Annotated in this window: 14 protein-coding genes and 1 pseudogene; 5 read left to right on the top strand and 10 right to left on the bottom strand. The window is 76.1% G+C overall.

The annotated features are described in order from the left end of the window. The 3 genes and pseudogenes from ACFV2S_RS27790 to ACFV2S_RS27780 form a co-directional block, all read right to left on the bottom strand. Nucleotides 1–228 (bottom strand): annotated as a pseudogene (locus ACFV2S_RS27790) (2-oxoglutarate dehydrogenase, E2 component, dihydrolipoamide succinyltransferase); the annotation flags it as partial. Further along, nucleotides 225–1,769, bottom strand: a complete 1,545-nt coding sequence (locus ACFV2S_RS27785) for a hypothetical protein (protein ID WP_385564562.1) — start codon at nt 1,767–1,769, stop codon at nt 225–227. The gene ACFV2S_RS27785 and the pseudogene ACFV2S_RS27790, both read right to left, overlap by 4 nt. Before the next feature lie 88 nt (nt 1,770–1,857). Next, entirely contained in the window at nt 1,858–2,568 is a 711-nt protein-coding gene (locus tag ACFV2S_RS27780; protein WP_385564559.1) for a GntR family transcriptional regulator, read from the bottom strand. A gap of 181 nt (nt 2,569–2,749) precedes the next feature. Here ACFV2S_RS27780 and ACFV2S_RS27775 point away from each other — a divergent pair, with 181 nt between their 5' ends. From ACFV2S_RS27775 to ACFV2S_RS27765, 3 genes are read left to right on the top strand one after another with little or no spacing between them, the layout of a single operon-like run. Continuing rightward, entirely contained in the window at nt 2,750–3,514 is a 765-nt protein-coding gene (locus tag ACFV2S_RS27775; protein ID WP_385564557.1) for a LamB/YcsF family protein, read from the top strand. Continuing rightward, nucleotides 3,511–4,131: an allophanate hydrolase subunit 1 gene (locus tag ACFV2S_RS27770; protein WP_385564555.1), complete on the top strand. Its 621-nt coding sequence runs from the start codon at nt 3,511–3,513 to the stop codon at nt 4,129–4,131. Before ACFV2S_RS27775 ends, ACFV2S_RS27770 begins: the two co-directional genes overlap by 4 nt. Next, entirely contained in the window at nt 4,128–4,991 is an 864-nt protein-coding gene (locus ACFV2S_RS27765) for a biotin-dependent carboxyltransferase family protein (protein ID WP_385564552.1), read from the top strand. The genes ACFV2S_RS27770 and ACFV2S_RS27765 overlap by 4 nt, the downstream gene beginning before the upstream one ends. On the opposite strand, the gene ACFV2S_RS27760 is transcribed toward ACFV2S_RS27765, so the two are convergent. From ACFV2S_RS27760 to ACFV2S_RS27735, 6 genes are all read right to left on the bottom strand, one after another. Next, entirely contained in the window at nt 4,975–8,586 is a 3,612-nt protein-coding gene (locus ACFV2S_RS27760) for a hydantoinase B/oxoprolinase family protein (protein ID WP_385564549.1), read from the bottom strand. The two genes, ACFV2S_RS27765 and ACFV2S_RS27760, sit on opposite strands and share 17 nt — an antisense overlap. Beyond that, a complete protein-coding gene (locus ACFV2S_RS27755) occupies nt 8,583–9,668 on the bottom strand; it encodes an SGNH/GDSL hydrolase family protein (RefSeq protein ID WP_385564546.1) in 1,086 nt (361 codons plus the stop codon). The genes ACFV2S_RS27760 and ACFV2S_RS27755 overlap by 4 nt, the downstream gene beginning before the upstream one ends. Further along, on the bottom strand, nt 9,665–10,864 hold the full coding sequence (locus tag ACFV2S_RS27750; protein WP_385564543.1) for a glycosyltransferase: 1,200 nt from the start codon (nt 10,862–10,864) through the stop codon (nt 9,665–9,667). The genes ACFV2S_RS27755 and ACFV2S_RS27750 overlap by 4 nt, the downstream gene beginning before the upstream one ends. Next, a complete protein-coding gene (locus ACFV2S_RS27745) occupies nt 10,861–11,982 on the bottom strand; it encodes a glycosyltransferase family 4 protein (RefSeq protein WP_385564540.1) in 1,122 nt (373 codons plus the stop codon). Before ACFV2S_RS27745 ends, ACFV2S_RS27750 begins: the two co-directional genes overlap by 4 nt. 318 nt (nt 11,983–12,300) lie before the next feature. Next, nucleotides 12,301–13,716: a HEAT repeat domain-containing protein gene (locus ACFV2S_RS27740; RefSeq protein WP_385564538.1), complete on the bottom strand. Its 1,416-nt coding sequence runs from the start codon at nt 13,714–13,716 to the stop codon at nt 12,301–12,303. 264 nt (nt 13,717–13,980) lie between these two features. Continuing rightward, nucleotides 13,981–14,373, bottom strand: a complete 393-nt coding sequence (locus ACFV2S_RS27735) for an ankyrin repeat domain-containing protein (RefSeq protein ID WP_385564535.1) — start codon at nt 14,371–14,373, stop codon at nt 13,981–13,983. 307 nt (nt 14,374–14,680) lie between these two features. Between ACFV2S_RS27735 and ACFV2S_RS27730 the strand changes: the two genes are divergently transcribed. Next, the gene (locus tag ACFV2S_RS27730; protein ID WP_030691317.1) at nt 14,681–14,875 is read left to right on the top strand and encodes a hypothetical protein; all 195 of its coding nucleotides are present in this window, start codon (nt 14,681–14,683) and stop codon (nt 14,873–14,875) included. Between the two features lie 37 nt (nt 14,876–14,912). Then, a complete protein-coding gene (locus ACFV2S_RS27725) occupies nt 14,913–16,622 on the top strand; it encodes a hypothetical protein (protein WP_385564532.1) in 1,710 nt (569 codons plus the stop codon). Between the two features lie 154 nt (nt 16,623–16,776). Here the strand turns inward: ACFV2S_RS27725 and ACFV2S_RS27720 are convergent, their stop codons facing one another. Beyond that, the gene (locus ACFV2S_RS27720) at nt 16,777–18,279 is read right to left on the bottom strand and encodes a PLP-dependent aminotransferase family protein (RefSeq protein WP_385564529.1); all 1,503 of its coding nucleotides are present in this window, start codon (nt 18,277–18,279) and stop codon (nt 16,777–16,779) included. Nucleotides 18,280–18,291 lie beyond the last annotated feature (12 nt).

The raw sequence follows: 18,291 nt of genomic DNA, 5'->3' as shown, positions 1-18,291 counted from the left end.
ATCTGTGGGGGCCCCCGCCTGCGGGGCACCGGCGGCGAACAGCGTCGTGGCGAGGGCGCCCGCGGCGAACGCGTTCCGTATGCGGCGCAGCGGGGCGCGCCCGGCGGTGAGCGGCACGGAGGCGTGCTCGACGGTCGGCGGCACGGGGACGGCGGCGGTCACGGAGGGGGCGGCGGGCTGCTCGGCCTGCGCCGGTGCGGCGGCGGGCGCCAGGGGGACGAGGGTCACGAGGCCTCCGAGCGGTCCGCGGCCATGCCCACCGCGTCGAGCAGCGCCGTACCGACGATGAGGTCGGCGCCGCCGAACTCGGGGTCGTCGAGCGGGGTGCCGTCGTCGACGGCGAAGAGCAGGCGCTCCTCGCCCTGCCGGTAGGCGGTGCCGACCGGGGGGCTCGCCGCGTGCACGGCGAGGAGGGCGACCAGGTACGGCAGGTCGGCGTCGAGGCCGCGGGCCTCGGCGAGCAGTCCGGAGAGCCGGCGCGGGGCGTCGTGCTCCAGGTCGAGCAGGCGCATGGCGCTCGCGAGCTGCTCGTCGCTGAAGCGGGAGTCGTCGGGGGTGGCGATGAGGTCCGGCTCGGGCATCTCCGCGCCCAGGTGCTCGCGCTCGACGGGCGGGGTGAGGAGCAGGTCGACGAGGTCGCCGACGCGGACGGAGGCGGGCGTGCGCAGTCCCGTGCCGTGGGCGAAGAAGGCGTCGGTGACGCGGGTGGCCTGCTCGACGGGGAGCGGCAGCACGGGGGCGACCAGCTGCCCGTACAGATCGAGTCCGGTGTACGCGGTGGGGGCGGCGAAGGCCTGGCGGTCCTGCTCGGCGCGGAAGAGCGGCCCGGCCTCCAGGAGACGGGACTGGAGCTGGGTGTGGCGCCGGATGCAGTCCTTGACTATGTCGACGAGCTCGGCGGCGCGGCGCTTGTGCTCGGCGGTCTTCGCGTCGGACGTGGCCTCGGCCTCGTCACGGGCCCGGCGGATGTTGGTGAGGATCGCGTTCTCGTGGCGGTAGCGGTCGGCGACGTGGTCGAGCGCCTCGGCGATCATGTCGGGGACCGTGTGGAGCCAGTCGACGGCGCGGACGTTGCGCCGGGTGGCCTCCAGGGTCTTGCGGAGGGTCTCGGCGTACTGGACGGTCCGGTAGCGCGCCTGCTCGGCGGCGAGCTGGGCGTCGGCGAGCCGGCCCCGGTTGATGAGGACCTCCAGCTTCACCTCGGCGGCGATCTGGGCGCTGGTGACGTCGGTGTCGAGGGCTCCGACGAGGACGTTGACCGCTTCGTCGGTGGTGCGGAGGTAGACGCCGCCGCCGTATCCGGGGACCTCTTCGATGAGCTTGAAGTCGTAGTCCCTGCGGACGTAGACCCCGTCGGTGCCGAAGGTGCCGTAGACGGCGCGGAAGCCGCGGTCGACGCTGCCGACGTTGATCAGGTTCTCCAGGACCCAGCGGGCCACGCGCTCGTGCTCGGCGGCGGGCCGGGTGGGGGCCTGGGCGGCGACGCGGGGCAGCAGGCGGGCGACGATCTGCTCGTGGTCGGCGCCGGTGTCGAAGTCCATGTTCAGCGTGATGAGGTCGATCGCGGCGAGGGCCACCTCGGCCATCGCGTAGACCGTGTACGCGCCGGCCAGGTTCGCCTTGCGCGCGTCGAGGTCGTGCAGCGGAGCGGTGCACGCGAGCGCGCGGAGGCGGCGCGCGAGCCCTTCGTCGGCGGCCGGGCCCTGCGCGGGGCGCGGCCCCGCGCTGAGCTGGGGCGGAGCGAGGTCCGTCGAGGCAGGCGAAGTCACGGTGCACAGATTAGGTCCTCACCATGACAACGGTCGAAACGGCGCAGATGCGACCGGCCCGGCCGGTAGCCTCGTCCGGCCTGTGCGTTCAGCCGGCGGAGCCCGCGGGATCGTCGACGGCCTCGGCGTAGGCGGCGGTGACCCGGGTGCGGGAGTCGTCGAGGTAGCGGGCGAGGAGCCGTTCCGCGGAGGCCCGTTCTCCGGCGCGCAGGGCGTCCAGAATCTCCCGGTTCCGCAGGAGATAGGGCGCGTGGAGGGCGCGCGGGTCGTCGACGACGTGGAAGGCGAGGCGGAGTTCGGCGAGGACCCCGCGCATCAGTTCGTCGGTGCGCGCGCTGCCCGCGAGGGCGACGAGCTCGCGGTGGAAGTGGATGTTGGCGGTGGAGACGCCCGTCCAGTCCTCGGCGCGGGCCGCGGCTTCTCCTTCGTCGACGGCGGCGGCGAGGCCGTCGACGGCGAACGGCGGCTGTCCCAGGCCCCGGACGACGGCGCATTCGACGAGCCGCCGGGTGCGGTAGAGGTCGTCCACGTCACCGACGGCGAGGACGCGCACGAACACGCCCCGGTTGAGCTCGTGGACGAGCAGCCGTTCATGGGTGAGGAGCCGGAAGGCCTCGCGGAGCGTGTTGCGGGACACACCGAGGGCGCCGCCGATGCTCTCCTCGGAGAGCCGCGCGCCGGGCGGGAAGTATCCCTCCGCGATGCGGGTGCGCAGGATGTCCGCGACCCGCTCCGCCGTGCTCGTGCGTCCCAGCAGCACGCGGTCGTCCGTCAGTCCTCCGGCCCCGCTCACGTCCACCGCGCCTCTCCCCTTCCGTCGTCCGCGGCCGAGTCAACCGCAGAAACGGGAGGGCGACAACACTCCTCTTGTCGGATCGTTGAACAATCCTCTACCTTGACGGCTCCGCAGGGTTCCTCCGCGAGTCCGGCCGGACCGGCCTCCTGACCACCGCACCGCCGGGTGCGGGAGGGAGCAGACCATGACCTGGGTCCCCATCGACCTCAACGCCGATCTCGGCGAGGGCTTCGGCCGCTGGACGCTGACCGACGACGAGCAGCTCCTGTCCGTCGTCACCAGCGCCAACGTGGCCTGCGGATTCCACGCCGGGGACGCGGCCACCATGCGGCGGGTCTGCGAGCTCGCGGCGGCGCGCGGGGTACGGATCGGGGCCCAGGTCTCCTACCGCGACCTGGCCGGTTTCGGGCGGCGCGCGATGGACGTCCCGGCGGCGGAGCTGGCCGCCGAGGTGGCGTACCAGATCGGCGCCCTGGAGGTCTTCGCCCGGGCCGCAGGCTCGCGCGTCGCGTACGTGAAGCCGCACGGGGCGCTCTACAACCGGGTGGTCAGGGACGTGGAGCAGGCGGCCGCGGTCGTCGAGGGCGTGCTGCTCGCGGACCGGACGCTGCCGGTCCTCGGGCTGCCGGGGTCACGGCTGCACGAGGCCGCCGCGGCGGCCGGGCTCCCGGTCGTGACCGAGGCCTTCGGCGACCGGGCCTACCGGGCGGACGGCTCCCTGCTGCCACGGGGCCAGGAGGGAGCGGTCGTCACGGATCCGGACGAGGTCGTGGAACGGTCGGTGTCAATGGCCCGGTCCGGGGTCGTCACGGCGCACTGCGGGAGCTCCGTCGCCGTCCGGGCCCGGTCGCTCTGTCTGCACGGGGACACCCCGGGCGCGGTGGACCTCGCCCGGCGGGTCCGGGAGCGGCTCGAAGCCTCCGGTGTGCGCGTGGAGGCCTTCGCGTGAGGGTGCTGAGGGTGGGCGACCGGGCCCTCCTGGTGGAGCTGGACGGCGGCGGGGCGACCGAGGCCTTCCACGCCGAGCTGCTGCGGCGCCGGGCGGCCGGGGCGCTGCCCGCCGTACGGGAGATCGTGCCGGCGGCGCGGACGGTGCTCCTGGACGGGGTGGACGATCCGGGGCGGCTCGCGTCGGAGCTGGCCGGCTGGGAGCCGGGGCCGCTCCCCGCGCGCGTGGGCGGGGCCGTCGAGGTGCCGGTCCGCTACGACGGGCCCGATCTCGCGGAGGTGGCCGCGCTCTGGGGCGTGTCCGTGGAGGCGGCGGTGCGGATCCACACGACGGCCGAGTTCCGGGTCGCCTTCTGTGGCTTCGCGCCCGGATTCGGCTACCTGACGGGGCTCGGCGAGCGGTACGGCGTGCCGCGCCGGGCCACACCGCGCACGGCCGTCCCCGCGGGATCGGTCGCCCTGGGCGGCCCGTACACGGGCGTGTACCCGCGCTCCTCCCCCGGCGGCTGGCAGCTGATCGGCACCACCGACGTGGTGCTGTGGGACGCCGGGCGGGACCCGGCCGCGCTGCTCGCGCCGGGCACCCGGGTCCGGTTCACGGTGGAGGGCGGGCGATGAGCGACCGCGCGTTCGCCGTGGTCCGGGCCGGGGCGCTGACCACCGTCCAGGACCTGGGGCGCACCGGGTACGCACACCTCGGCGTGCCCCGCTCCGGCGCCCTCGACCCGGCGGCCGGGCGCCTCGTCAACCGGCTCGTCGGCAACCCGGAGGACGCGGCGGTCCTGGAGACCACCGTCGACGGGTGCGCGCTGCGGCCCCGGTGCGCGGTCACCGTGGCGGTGGGCGGCGCGCCCTGCCCGGTCCGCGTCGACGGCCGTCCGGCCGCCTGGGGGACGGCGGTCCGGGTCGGGGCCGGTTCCGTCCTGGAGGTCGGCGCCGCCGTGCGGGGACTGCGCTCGTACGTGGCGCTCGGCGGCGGGATCGCCGTCACGCCGGTGCTCGGCAGCCGCGCGACCGACCTGCTGTCGGGCCTCGGCCCGGCGCCGCTGGCGGAGGGGGCGGTGCTGCCGCTGGGAGCGGCCACGGCCGTACGGGGGCCGGTCGACGCTCCTCCCTGGCCGGGCCCGCCGGAGGAACTCGTCCTGCGCGTCCGGCTCGGCCCCCGGGACGACTGGTTCACGCCTGCGGCCCTGCGCACCTTCACCACGCGCGCGTACCGGGTGTCGCCCGCGAGCAACCGGATCGGGCTGCGGGTCGAGGGCCCGGCCCTGGAGCGCGCCGTGCCGGGCGAGCCGGCCAGCGAGGGCATGGTCCTGGGCGCGGTGCAGGTGCCGCCGGACGGGCGCCCGGTGGTGTTCCTGGCGGACCATCCGACGACCGGGGGCTATCCGGTGGTCGCGGTGGTCCGGGAGGCCGACCTGGGCGCGGCGGCGCAGGCCGTCCCGGGGACGCCGGTGCGGTTCACGGCGGTGCGCTGAGCGTTCGCGGCGGCGGGCCGTATCCCCCGCCGCCCGGGGTGCGCAGGACGAGGACGTCGCCGGGCCCCACCTCCGTGGTGGCGGCTCCCTCCAGGCGCTCGACGGTGCCGTCGGCCCGTTCGACCAGGTTCTCGCCGAGGGCGCCGGGGGCGCCGCCCGCCATGCCGTACGGCGGGACCCTGCGGTGACCGGTGAGGAGGGCCACCGTCATCGGCTCCAGGAAGCGCAGGCGCCGCTCCACCCCGTGGCCTCCGTGCCAGCGGCCGCGCCCGCCGCTGTCCTCCCGTACCGCGAAGGCGTCGACCCGGACCGGATGGCGCCACTCCAGGATCTCGGGGTCCGTGAGGCGGGAGTTGGTCATGTGGGTCTGGACGGCGTCGGCACCGTCGAAGCCGTCGCCGGCGCCCGAACCGCTCGCGACGGTCTCGTAGTACTGCACGCGCGCGTTGCCGAAGGTGACGTTGTTCATCGTGCCGGAGCCCTCGGCCTGGACGCCGAGGGCCGCGTAGAGCGCGCCCGTGACGGCCTGGGAGGTCTCGACGTTCCCGGCGACGGTGGCCGCCGGCGGGACGGGGGCGAGCATAGAGCCGGGCGGGACGCGGACCTCCAGGGGCTCCAGGCAGCCGCTGTTGAGGGGGATGTCCTCGTCGACGAGGGTGCGGAAGACGTACAGGACGGCGGCCATGACGACGGCCGTGGGCGCGTTGGCGTTGCCGGGCAGCTGGGGTGAGGTGCCGGTGAAGTCGATGACGGCGGAGCGCCGTTCGCGGTCGACCCGGACGGCGACCTGGATGACCGCTCCGCCGTCGGTCTCGTAGCGGTAGGCCCCGTCGTCGAGGCGCGCGACGATGCGCCGCACCGACTCCTCGGCGTTGGCGCGCACGTGCCGCATGTAGGCCTGGACGACGTCCAGGCCGAACTCCGCCACGGTACGGCGCAGTTCCTCGATGCCCTTCTCGTTGGCGGCGATCTGGGCGCGCAGGTCGGCCAGGTTGGTGTCCGGGTCGCGGGAGGGGTGGCGGGCGCCGGTGAGCAGTGCGCGGGTCTCGGTCTCCCGGAGGTGTCCGTCGCGGACGAGCAGCCAGTCGTCGAAGAGGACGCCCTCCTCGTCGACGGTCCGGCTGAAGGCGGGCATGGAGCCGGGGGTGATGCCGCCGATCTCGGCGTGGTGCCCGCGCGAGGCGACCAGGAAGCGGAGTTCGCCGCCCGTGTCGTCGAAGACCGGGGTGACGACGGTGACGTCGGGGAGGTGGGTGCCGCCGTGGTACGGGTCGTTGATCGCGTACACGTCGCCGGGGCGCAGGTCGTCCGCGCGGCGGCGGAGCACCTCCTTGATGGACTCCCCCATGGAGCCGAGGTGGACGGGGATGTGGGGGGCGTTGGCGATGAGGTTGCCCTGGGCGTCGAAGAGGGCGCAGGAGAAGTCGAGGCGTTCCTTGATGTTGACGGACTGGGCGGTGTTCTCCAGGCGGACGCCCATCTGCTCGGCGATGGACATGAAGAGGCTGTTGAAGACCTCCAGGAGGACGGGGTCCACGTCCGTGCCGGCGGCCACGCGCGCGGGGCGGGGGACGACGCGGCGCAGCAGGAGGTGGCCGCCCTCCGTGGCGGTGGCCCGCCAGCCGGTGTCGACGACGGTCGTGGCGTCGGCCTCGGCGAGGATCGCGGGCCCGTCCACGGCGTCGCCCGGCCGCAGGTCCGCGCGGCGGTGCAGCGGGGTGTCGTGGGGTGTGCCGGCGCTGTGCATCCGGACGGTGGCCACGGGGGCGGGGGCGGCGGGGCGCTCTTCCGTGGCGACGTGGACCGGGCCGTGCGGCCCCGCGCGGCCGACGGCCTCGACGGTGACGGCCTCCACGACGAGCGGCCGGTCCAGGGTGAAGGCGTACCGCGCGCGGTGGAGCTCCGTGAACGCGGTTCTCAGTTCGTCGGGGGAGGCGAGGTCGACGGGAAGGCTCGCGTCCGTGCCCGCGTACCGCAGGAGCACGCGCGCGTGTGTGGTGATCGCGGCGTCGGGGAGTCCGTCGGCGCGCAGCTCCTCGCGGGTGCGGTCCGCGAGTTCGGTGCAGAGGGCCGTCACGCGCCCGGGGGTTCCGGGGACGTCGAGTCCGGCCTCGACGGACCGCTCACGCAGGGCGGTGGCGTCGGCGAGGCCGATCCCGTAGGCGGAGAGCACTCCGGCCAGCGGGGGGACGAGGACGGTGTCGATGCCCAGGGCGTCGGCGACGGCGCAGGCGTGCTGGCCGCCGGCGCCGCCGAAGCTGGTCAGGGCGTAGCGGGTGACGTCGTGGCCGCGCTCCACGGAAATCTTCCTGACGGCGTTGGCCATGTTGAGGACGGCGATCTCCAGGAAGCCCGCCGCGACCTCCTCGGGGGTGCGGCCGCCGCCGACCTCCCCGGCGAGGGCGGTGAACCGCTCCCGTACGGCGTCCGGGTCGAGGGGGAGGTCCCCGGTCGCGCCGAAGACGGCGGGGAAGTGGTCGGGCTGGACGCGTCCGAGCATGACGTTGGCGTCGGTCACCGTCAGGGGGCCGCCGCGGCGGTAGCAGGCGGGCCCGGGGACGGCGCCGGCCGAGTCGGGGCCCACGCGGTAGCGGCGGCCGTCGTAGTGGAGGACCGAGCCGCCGCCCGCCGCGACGGTGTGGATGCTCATCATGGGCGCCCGCATCCGGACCCCGGCGACCTGTGTACCGAGTTCACGCTCGAAGGTGCCCGCGTAGTGCGACACGTCGGTGGAGGTGCCGCCCATGTCGAAGCCGATGACCCGGTCGTGCCCCGCCCCCGCCGAGGTACGGGCCATGCCGACGACGCCGCCCGCCGGACCCGACAGGACGGCGTCCTTGCCGCGGAAGTGGGCCGCCTCCCGGAGTCCGCCGTTGGACTGCATGAACATGAGCCGGATTCCGGCGAGTTCCCGGGCGACCTCGTCGACGTACCGGCGCAGGATCGGCGAGAGGTAGGCGTCGACGACGGTGGTGTCCCCGCGCGGGATCAGTTTGATCAGCGGACTGACCTCGTGCGAGCAGCTGACCTGGGTGAAGCCGGCCGCACGCGCCGCCGCCGCGACCCGCGCCTCGTGCCCGGGGTGCCGGTAGCCGTGCAGGAGGACGACGGCGGCGGAGCGGAGGCCGTCGCGGTACGCGGCGGCGAGGGCGGCGGCGACGGCCGGCTCGTCCAGCGGGCGGACGACGGCGCCGTGCGCGTCGACCCGCTCGGGAACCTCGATCACGCGCGCGTACACCGCTTCGGGCAGCACGATGCGGCGGTCGAAGAGCCGGGGCCGGTTCTGGTACGCGATGCGGAGCGCGTCCCGGAAGCCCTCGGTGATCAGGAGCACGGTCGGCTCGCCGCGCCGCTCCAGGAGGGCGTTGGTGGCGACGGTGGTGCCCATCTTGACGACGGCGATCCGGTCGGCGGGGACGGGGTCGTCCGGGCCCAGGCCGAGGAGGAGGCGGATGCCCGCGACGGCGGCGTCCTGGCGGCGGGCGGGGTCGTGGGAGAGCACCTTGCGGGTGACGAGCCCGCCGTCGGGCCGTCGCCCGACGATGTCGGTGAAGGTGCCGCCCCGGTCGATCCAGAACTCCCAGCGCCCGGTCATCTCCCCATTGTGGCCGCGAGGGCGGCCGCGAGGGCGTCGTCCGCGCGCGCGTCGAGCGACGCCGTGCCGCTGCCGTCGGCCCAGTGCCGCAGTTCGGCGCCCGCGAGCAGCAGGAGCTGCGGGAGCAGGTCGCGGCTGCGGCGCAGGAACCAGCCGGTGCCGGCGGTGGCGAGCCAGACCAGGGCCTCCGTGCGGGTCGGGGGCGGCTGGGCGGGCTCCGGCGACGGCGGGGCGCCGTGGGCGAGCCCGCGGGCGGCGAGGAGCCGGTGGAAGCCCGCGGCGACGGCCCGGTGGCCGCGCTCGCCGGGGTGGAGCCGGTCGGCGCTCCACAGGGCCCGGTCCTCGGTCCAGGCGGGGTCGGCCAGGTGCAGGTGGACGGCTCCGTACCGGGCGGACACCGCGTGCACGACGGCGTTGACGGAGCGCTGGCGCCGGGCGAGCGGGCGTGCCAGGGGCGGGGGCAGTCCGAGCATCCGGCCGGGGTCGGGGAGGCAGGCCGTCAGGAGTACGGCTCCGTGGGCGTCGAGGTCGGCGCAGACCCGGTCGAGGCTTCGGGCGAGACGCGCGATGTCGAAGCCGTGGCGCAGGGTGTCGTTGACGCCGACGACGACGGAGGCGAGGTGCGGCCGGAACGCGAGGGCGGCGGGGGCCTGCGCGGCGGCGACGTCGGAGCTGAGCGCCCCGCTGACGGCGAGGTTGAGGAAGACCGTCTCCCGCCCGCCGCCGGTGGGAGCGCCGCCGACGGGAGCGCAGCCGGCGGGCCCGTCCTCGCCGAGCTCGCCGCCGGTCGGCCCGCCCTCGCCGAGCCCACCCTCGGTCAGCCCACCCTCGCCGAGCCCACCCTCGGTCAGCCCACCCTCGCCGAGCCCGCCCTCGGTCACCCCGCCCTCGGTGAGGCCGTCGGCGAGCAGCGCCGCCCAGCCCCGCCACGCCCCGCCGACCCGGTCCCCGAGCCCCTCGCTGAAGGAGTCCCCGAGCACGACGAACCGCAGCGGCCCGCCGTCGGTCCCTCCGGCGGCCCCACCGGCCCCGGCGCCCCGTTCTGCGCGCGGGACGGCCGTGGCCGCCGCCTCCCGGGTCATCGCCGGACCCTCTCGGGGGCGAGCGCCCGGGGTGCCGGGGCGGCGTCGTGGGCGTCCAGGAAGGCGGCGACCGCCCGGTCCCACGAGAAGCCCTCCGCACGCGCGCGTGCCGCCCGGCGGCGCACACCCTCCGGTGCCGCCAGGAGCCCCCGTACCCCGTCGGCGAAGGCGGCCGGGGTGTCGGCGGCCGAGGCGCCCGCCGTGCCGACCACCTCGGGCAGCGCCGAGGAGGCGCTGACCACCACGGGCGTCCCGCAGGCGAGCGCCTCCAGGGCGGAGAGGCCGAAGGTCTCCGCGGGCCCCGGGGCGAGGCACACGTCGGCCGCGGCCTGGAGGTCGGCCAGGGCCTCCCGGTCCGCGACGTGCCCGAGGAACCGCACCGGGAGGCGCCGCTCGCGCGCCCGCCGCTCCAGGGCGCCCCTCAGCGGCCCGTCCCCGGCGACCACGAGCGCGGCCGCGATCCCCGCGCCCCGCAGCTCCTCCAGGGCGTCCAGGGCCGTCCCCGGCCGCTTCTCGACCGAGAGCCGCGAGCACAGCAGGAGCAGCACCCGCTGCCCGTCCGCGTACCGGGCCCGCGCCGCGGTCCCGCCCCGGCCGGGCCGGCAGCGCTCCAGGTCCACGCCGAGCGGAGCCCGTACGACGTTCCGCGCCCCGATCCGTACGAACTCGCGCTCCGCCCACTCCGTCGTGCACACGATCCGCGCGAAGGCCCAGGCCGTGCGGCGGTTGAGCCGGTCCGCGGCGCCGGACGCGAGCGCGGGCGGCACGCCCCAGGTGCGCAGCACCCCGTCCGCGGTCTCGTGGGAGACCATGACCGACGGCACGCGCGCGCGGCGGGCCCACTCCCCCGTCCACCGCAGGGTGGTGCGGTCCGAGACCTCGATCCGGTCGGGGGCGAGCTCGTCGAGGAGCCGACGGACCCGGCGCCGGTCGGCGAGCACCCGGTAGCCGCCGGTGCCGGGGAGCACGGGGCCGGGGAGGGTGACGACCCGGCCCTGCTCGGTGCGGCGGTCGCTCGCGGCGTCGCCGGGGACGACGAGGACGGGTTCGTGGCCGGCGGCCAGATAGCCGCGGCCGAGCTGGTCCAGGGCGGTGCGCAGGCCGCCGGAGGTGGGGGTCACGAAGTTGGCGAGCCGCACGATCCGGAGCCCGGTCGCCCGCTCCGCGGGGCGGCCGTCCGCGGGTGCGCCGTTCACGCCGCCACCGCCGTCCGCTCGCGCAGCACCTCCAGGTAGTGGCCGATCAGCTCGTCGCCGAGCGCCTCCCAGGTGCGCCCCTCGACGGCGGCACGGCCGGCACGGCCGTACTCCGCGCGCGTGCCGGGCGCGGCGGCGAGTGCGGCGACGGCCCCGCGCAGCGCGTCCGGGTCGCCCGGGGGCACGAGAAGCCCGGTACGTCCGTGGTCGACCAGGTCCAGGGGCCCGCCGGCGGCCGGTGCGACGACCGGGACCCCGCTCGCCATGGCCTCCTGGACGGTCTGGCAGAAGGTCTCGTACGGGCCGGTGTGGGCGAAGACGTCGAGCGAGGCGAAGATCCGGGCGAGGTCGTCACCGGTGCGGCGGCCGAGGAACCGGGCGTCCGGCAGGGCGGCGCGCAGGGCGGGCCCGCTGGGTCCGTCCCCGACGACCACGAGCCGGGCTCCGGGGAGCGTGCGGACTCCGGCGAGCAGGTCCACCCGCTTCTCGGGGGCGAGCCGGCCCACGTAGCCGACGAGGAGTTCCCCGTCGGGGGCGAGCTCGCGGCGCAGTGCGGTGTCGCGCAGGTCCGGGCGGAAGCGGACGGTGTCCACGCCGCGTCCCCAGAGCCGGATGCGGCCGATGCCGTGGGCCTCCAGGTCGCGGACGGCGGCGGAGGACGGGGCGAGGGTCCGGTCGGCGGCGCCGTGCACGGCGCGGAGGCGGCGCCAGGCGGTGCCCTCGCCGGTCCCGACGTACGTGCGCGCGTAGCCGGCGAGGTCGGTCTGGTAGACGGCGACGGCCGGCAGGCCGAGCCGGGCGGCCGCGGTCATCCCGCGCACGCCGAGGACGAACGGTCCGGCGAGGTGGACGAGGTCGGCGCGGTGGGCGGCGATGGCCGCGGCGACCCGGCGGCTGGGCAGGGCGACCCGTACCTGCGGATAGCCGGGCAGGGGAAGGGAGGGCACCCGGACGACGGCGCAGGGGGCGTCGGCGTCCGCGGCCTGGTCGGCGACGGCGGGGGCGATGACGAGCGGGGTGTGGCCCCGCCGGACGAGGTGGCGCGCGGTCTGCAGGGCGCAGTGCGCCACACCGTTGACGTCGGGAGGGAAGGATTCGGTGACGATGACGACACGCATACGGGTGTTGTCGTCGCGCTCGGCGTGTCCCCGCCAACGTGGATCTGGACGGGGAGGGAACGTCCCATGAGCGTTTCCCCGGCGTGCCCTCCGGGATCCGGCCCGGACGGCACACCGGCCCCGGGAGATCCGGCCCGGACGGCGCCCCGCCCTCCGGGATCCGCCCCCGGACAGCGCACCGGCCCCCGGGGCGGGGCCACGTCGGCGGGTTCTCCGCCGCAGGCCGCGCCGCCCCGGGGGCCGGGTGGCGGGTGGCTCGGGTGCGCGAGGTCGGGCCGGGAGGGGGTGGCCGGATCTGTCGCTGCCCCGGAGCCGGGGTCAGACCTGGAGGTCCGGCCCTATCCGGTTGCGCACGGCCGTCTGGACCTCGACCTCTTCGGCCGGGTCCGCGGCGAGGCGGCGCAATCGTTCGGCGACGCGCACGTCACCGGTCTCGGCGTGCTGGGCCGCGACCTCGCGGGTGGTCTCCTCGCAGTCCCAGAGGCATTCGACGGCGAAGCCGTTCGCGAAGGAGGTGTCGGTGGCCGCGAGGGCGCGGGCGACGCGGCCGCGCAGCTGGGACGAGGTCGTCTCGCGGTAGACGTGGCGCAGCACGGGGGCCGCGCAGGTGATGCCGAGGCGCTCGGCGCCGTCGACGAGGCACGCGAGCTCGGGGGCGTCGGGGCCCGCGGAGCGGATGGTGCCGCGCAGGGCACCGAGGACGAGGCCGGCGTCCTGGGCGGTGCCGCGGCAGGCGAGGACCTCGGCGGCGGCCGTCCCGAGGGCGTCGGTGCGCCGGACCCACGCGCGGGCGCGGGCGACGGCGTCGTCGCCGCACATGCGCCGGTACGCGGCGACGGCGGCGTCGGCGACCTCGCGGGAGTCGCCGTCGGCGGCGGCCTCGACGAGATCGAGGACGGCGGGGTCCCGTGACGCGGCGAGGTGGTGCAGGGCGGCGCCGCGGGCTCCCGCGCCGCCGTGCCGGGCGGCGGCGAGCAGCTCGGGCCGGTCCTCGGGCCCCGCGACGGCGGCCAGGCAGCGGGCGGCGGGGCCGTGGAGCACGGCACCGCGCTCGTACCCCTCCTGCGCCCAGTCCAGGACGGCCTTGACGCTCCAGCCGGGGCGGGGCCCGGCGGGGCGCATCTGGCGCTGCCAGCGGTCGAAGGAGCCCTGGTCGCGGGCGGCCCTGACGCGGGCGCCGACGGCCTCGCGCGGGTCCTCGGCCCACAGCCGCCAGGGGCGCGGCTCGAAGGCGTCGCGCACGACGACGGCCAGTTCGGCGTCGCCCTCGGCGTCGGCCGGGAAGCGGGCCAGTACGGGCAGGGCGAGCGCGCGGAGTCCGGCGTCGTCGTCGCGGAGGGCCAGCTCGTCGAGGGCCCAGGCCCAGTTGACGCCGGTCGCCGCGTACCGCCGGAGCAGCAGCAGGGCGTCCTGGCGGCCGTAGGAGGCGAGGTGCCCGAGGACGGCGAGCGCGAGCCCGGTCCGCGACTCCTCGGTGTCGAGGTGGTCCTCGGCACCGAAGAGGTGCGCCTCGATCTCTTCGAGGCCTCCGTGGAGGTCCAGGTAGAGACGGGCGTAGTAGAGGGAGCGGTTCTCGACCTGCCAGTCGTGGCGGGGGTCGTCGAGAACGCAGTGGTTGAGGGCCGCGAGGGCCTCGGCGCGTGGCGCGGCGAGCGCGTGCAGGGTGCCGTCGCCGCGGCCCCGCTGCAGCAGGCCGAGCAGGGTGCCGCTCGGCGCTATGACTGGTTCGAACATGGGAAGACGCCTCACATCAAGCTGTCGACACGACCGGGGGATACCGGGGGATGCCCGGTCGGGCGGTTCATCGCCCGTACGCCTAGGCCGTGCGGCAACATTCGGGGCCGTCCGTCGTCGCCGTCGTTGTTCGCCTGCCAGTGACCATCTTCCTCAGCCTCTCGTCGGTGGCCCGTTTTGCCGGACCCGACGTCATGATGACCCACCCATTTCGCCACCGCGACCACATTTACGACGCTGCCCCACCTGGGGTTCAGTCGCCGTTCACCTGGCTCCGAAGAGCTCCAGGAGTTCGGTCTTGCCGAACATGCGGGCGGTGTCCAGCGCGGACGGAGTCCCGGCCTCCGGATTCGCGCCGCCGGCGAGGAGGGCGCGGACGACGGCGTCCTCGCCCTTGAAGACGGCACCGGCGAGGGGGGTCTGGCCGCGGTCGTTGGGGCGGTCGGCCTCGGCGCCGCGCTCCAGGAGGGCGGTGACCGCGGCGGGGTGGCCGTGGTAGGCGGCGAGCATGACGAGGGTGTCGCCCCGGTCGTTGGTGAGGTTCGCGGGGACGCCGGCGTCGACGTAGGCGGCGAGGGCGTCGGCGTCACCCGTGCGTGCGAGGTCGAAGACCTTGGACGCCAGCTCGATGACCTCGGGCTCCGGAGTCTCGCTCATCGGGTGGGACCGCCTCTCTCCTGCTGTGTCGTCGTGTGCACGGCAAGCGCGGCCGTACGAGTGAATCGACAGGGTACTGCCCGTCGGGCGACATGACCGCGCCCGGCCGAGGCAAAGATCACGTCATCCGGCCCCGGGCCCGTCCTTAGCGCACGCCGGGCATTTCGCCACCCGGCGAGGCGTCCGGTGTCCGCCGCTCAAGTGAAATCAGCCGATTTTCACTCTAATGCACCTTTAGTCACATAGATACTTGCTGTGAACCTGGAAGGACTCATGGTGACTGTCCCCTCAACCAGGAGAACAACCAATGATCCTGTCCATCTCAGGCGTGGTCCTGCTCGGCATCATCTGCTTCCTGTTCTTCAAGAAGGACGGGATGAAGGCCTCGCACGCCCTCGTCAGCTCGCTGTTCGGCTTCTACCTCGCGGGCACCGCCATCGCCCCGAGCATCACGGCGGGTGGCCAGAGCCTCGCCGGCCTCCTGGGCGGGATCAAGTTCTGACGCCCTCCAGTCCCTTCCACCGATTCAGGAGTTCTTCGTGGCCCGGCGACCACTCCCCCGCATTCTGAGCAGCGGCAGCGCACAGATCGCTCGCAGTCGAGAGATCGCGCGCACGGCCGCCGACAGCGCCACCGACGTGCTCCATCCACTGATCACGGTCTCCCGTGGTCTGCGGAAGCTGGCCGCGAGCGCGCGTGCCAGGTGGGCCGCGACCCCCAAGGAACGGCGTGGTCCCACGCTGCTCCTGGTCGCGGCCTGCGTCCTCGTCGTCGCCCTCATGCCGTACGGGCCGCTCCTCGCGCTCGTCCTGCTCATGGGCGCCGCCGCCTGGAAGGGCCGTGAACGCCCGGTCGTGAAGACCGGGCCCGACGACGCGGAGATCGCCCGGCTCAAGGGCCTGTACGAGGCCCTCGTGCCGTACTTCTCCGTCCCCGACGACCCCGCGCCGCTCTTCGCCCACGGCGGCGACTGGAGCGGCGCCTTCGGGGAGTACGCCTTCGACGCGGACGGGCGGCTCAGCCGGCTGCGCATCGCCTACCCCCCGTACTTCACCGACGGCGAGCCCGCCGCCCGTGCCCGGATCGAGCAGCTGCTGCACGCCAAGTCGGGGCGCGGCCGCGAGTACCGCTTCGACTGGGACGAGGAGGGCAACCGGCTCGACCTGAGCGTGCTGCCCGCCCTGCCCACGACGATCGCCGCCCAGCGCTTCGTCACGGTTCCGGGCGAGACCGTCCTCGGCTTCACCGACGCCGAGGCCGTGCAGCGGACCGTGCCCGTCGTCTCGGAGGACGGGACCCAGGACGCGCCGGCCGTCGTCTGGCGCACCGGTCCCCGCTCCGCCGAGCCGCACCTGCTCGCCGTCGGCCGGCCCGGCAGCGGCACCACCTCCCTGCTCCGCTCGATCACCCTCCAGGCCCTCCCCCACGGCGACGTGGTGATCGTCGACGGCGGCGGGACCGGCGAGTACGCGTGCCTGACCGGCCGGGACGGAGTCCTCGCGGTCGAGTGCGGGCTCCCCGGCGCCCTCGCCACCCTGGAGTGGGCGGCGCACGAGACGGAGCGGCGGCTGATCGCCGCGAACCGGGCCCGGCAGGCCGGGCAGCCCGCGCCCGAGGACACCCGCCGTCCCCTGTGGATCCTGCTCGACCGGCCGGGCGTCCTCGGCGACCTGGCCGCCGCCGACGGCCGCCCCGACCCGCAGGAGCTGCTCCAGGTGCCGCTGCGGCACGGGCGCGCGGCGCAGGTCACGGTGGTGGTGGCCGAGCAGTTCGACAACGCGGACACGCTGAGCGAGGCGGTACGGACCCACACCCGCGCCCGGATCGTCCTGGGCCCCGCCGCACCCGAGGAGGTCGCGGCCGTGCTCGGCGCCCGGCCGCACACCACTCCGACGCCCGAGGTCCCGGCGGGCCGCGGCTACGCGCGCCTGGGCACCGGACCGGTCCTGCGGCTGCAGGTGCCGGCGACGCCCGACCCGTACGACGAGGCGACGAGCGAGACGCACCGCCGGGCGGTCCTGGAGCTGCTCCCGGAGCGCCGGGCGGTCACCGCCCCGCCCGCGCCCACGACCCCGCCCGTGATCATGGTGAAGGCCCCGGACGCGCTCACCGTCACGGACACCGTGTCGCTCGCGACGACCACGGTGGAGACGGTGCCCGCCGCGTCCACCGAGCCGGCCCCGGCGCCCCGGGCCGAGGCGGATCCGGGCCCGGCCCCGTTCCAGACGCCGGTCCCGGCGGAGGGCTGAGAGCGACGGAAGAGGGGCGCGGAGGAGCGCTGAGCGGGCGCCGCCGCGCGAGCCGGCCGCGGGGGCCGGGGGGGGGGGGTGCGTGCCTCCCCCCGGCCCGGGGGCCCCCCCCCGGGGGGGGGGGCCCACCCTTCGTCCGTCTCGGGGCGACCCGTCAGGCCACGAACGACCTCGGCGGTTCGGCTCCCCCGCTCCCCGCGCCGGACTCGACCAGGCGGGCCGCGGCGGCGAGCCGCGAGGCCGCCTCGTCGGCGACCGGGCCGCCGACGGTGAACGGCAGCCGGACGAAGCCCTCGAAGGCGCCGTCGACGCCGAAGCGGGGCCCGGAGGGGACGCGGACGCCCACCCGTTCCCCCGCCTCCGCGAGCCGGGAGCCGGACAGGCCTCCGGTGCGGACCCAGAGGGTCAGACCGCCGCGCGGCACCGAGAACTCCCACTCGGGCAGCTCCCGGCGGACGGCGGAGACCAGCGCGTCCCGGTTCTCCCTGGCCTGCTCGCGGCGGAGGCTCACCGCCTCCTCCCAGCCGCCCGTCCGCATGAGCCAGTTCACGCCGAGCTGCTCCAGGACGGGCGTGCCGAGATCCGCGTACGCGCGCGCGGCCACCAGGGAGCGGATGACGTCGGGCGCGGCCCGCACCCAGCCGATGCGCATGCCCGCCCAGAACGCCTTGCTGGCCGAGCCGACGGTGAGGACCGTGGCGCCCGCCGGGTCGAAGGCGCAGACCGGCCGGGGCATCTCCAGGTCGTCGTCCAGGTGCAGCTCGGCCATGGTCTCGTCGACGACGAGGACCGTGCCGGCCGAGCGGGCCGCCTCGACCAGCTGCCGCCGCTGGTCCTCGTCGGCGAGCGCGCCGGTCGGGTTGTGGAAGTCGGCGACGACGTACGCGAGGCGGGGCGCCGCGTCCCGCAGCACCTGGCGCCAGCGGCCGAGGTCCCAACTGCCGAGCCCCTCGGCCATGGCGACGGGCACGAGCCGGGCACCGGCCGAGCGCATCAGCTGGAGGATGTTGGCGTACGAGGGCGACTCCACGGCGATCCGCTCGCCGCGCCCCGCGAAGAGGTGGCAGATGGCGTCGATCGCGCCCATGGCGCCGGTCGTGACCATGATCTGCTCGGGCATCGTGGGAATCCCGCGCGCGGTGTACCGGTCGGCGAGCATCTGCCGCAGCGCGGGCAGCCCGGCCGGGTAGTCGCCGTGGGTGTGGGCGTACGGCGGCAGCTCCTCCAGGGCGCCCTGGACGCCCCGGGTGAGCCAGGGCTCGGGCGCGGGGAGCGCCGCGCAGCCGAGGTCGATCATCGAGCCGAGGGACTCGGGGGGCAGCGGTTCGAGGCCCCGCGCGGGCAGCGGGTTCCCCGCGGGCACGGCGGTCCAGCTTCCGGCGCCGCGCCGGGACTCCAGGAAGCCCTCGGTGCGCAGGGCCTCGTAGGCAGCGGCGACGGTGGTGCGGCTGACGGTGAGCGCGAGGGCGAGTTCCCGCTCGGCGGGCAGGCGGGCGGCGACCGGGACGCGTCCCTCCAGGACGAGCAGCCGGATGCCGTCGGCCAGGGCGCGGTAGGCGGGCGGCTTGCGGGCGCCGGGTCCGGCGGGCCGGGGCTGCTGCGCCTGGAGTTGCCGGGCGAGCTGGGCCGGCCCCACCGCCGAAGTCCACTGAGCCATGGAAATCAGTCC

Origin of the sequence: Streptomyces sp. NPDC059695 (genome assembly GCF_042733785.1) — a bacterium.
Lineage (GTDB): Bacteria > Actinomycetota > Actinomycetes > Streptomycetales > Streptomycetaceae > Streptomyces.
The sequence above is the reverse complement of the archived record's forward strand: the minus strand, read 5'-3'. Positions and strand labels throughout refer to the sequence as shown.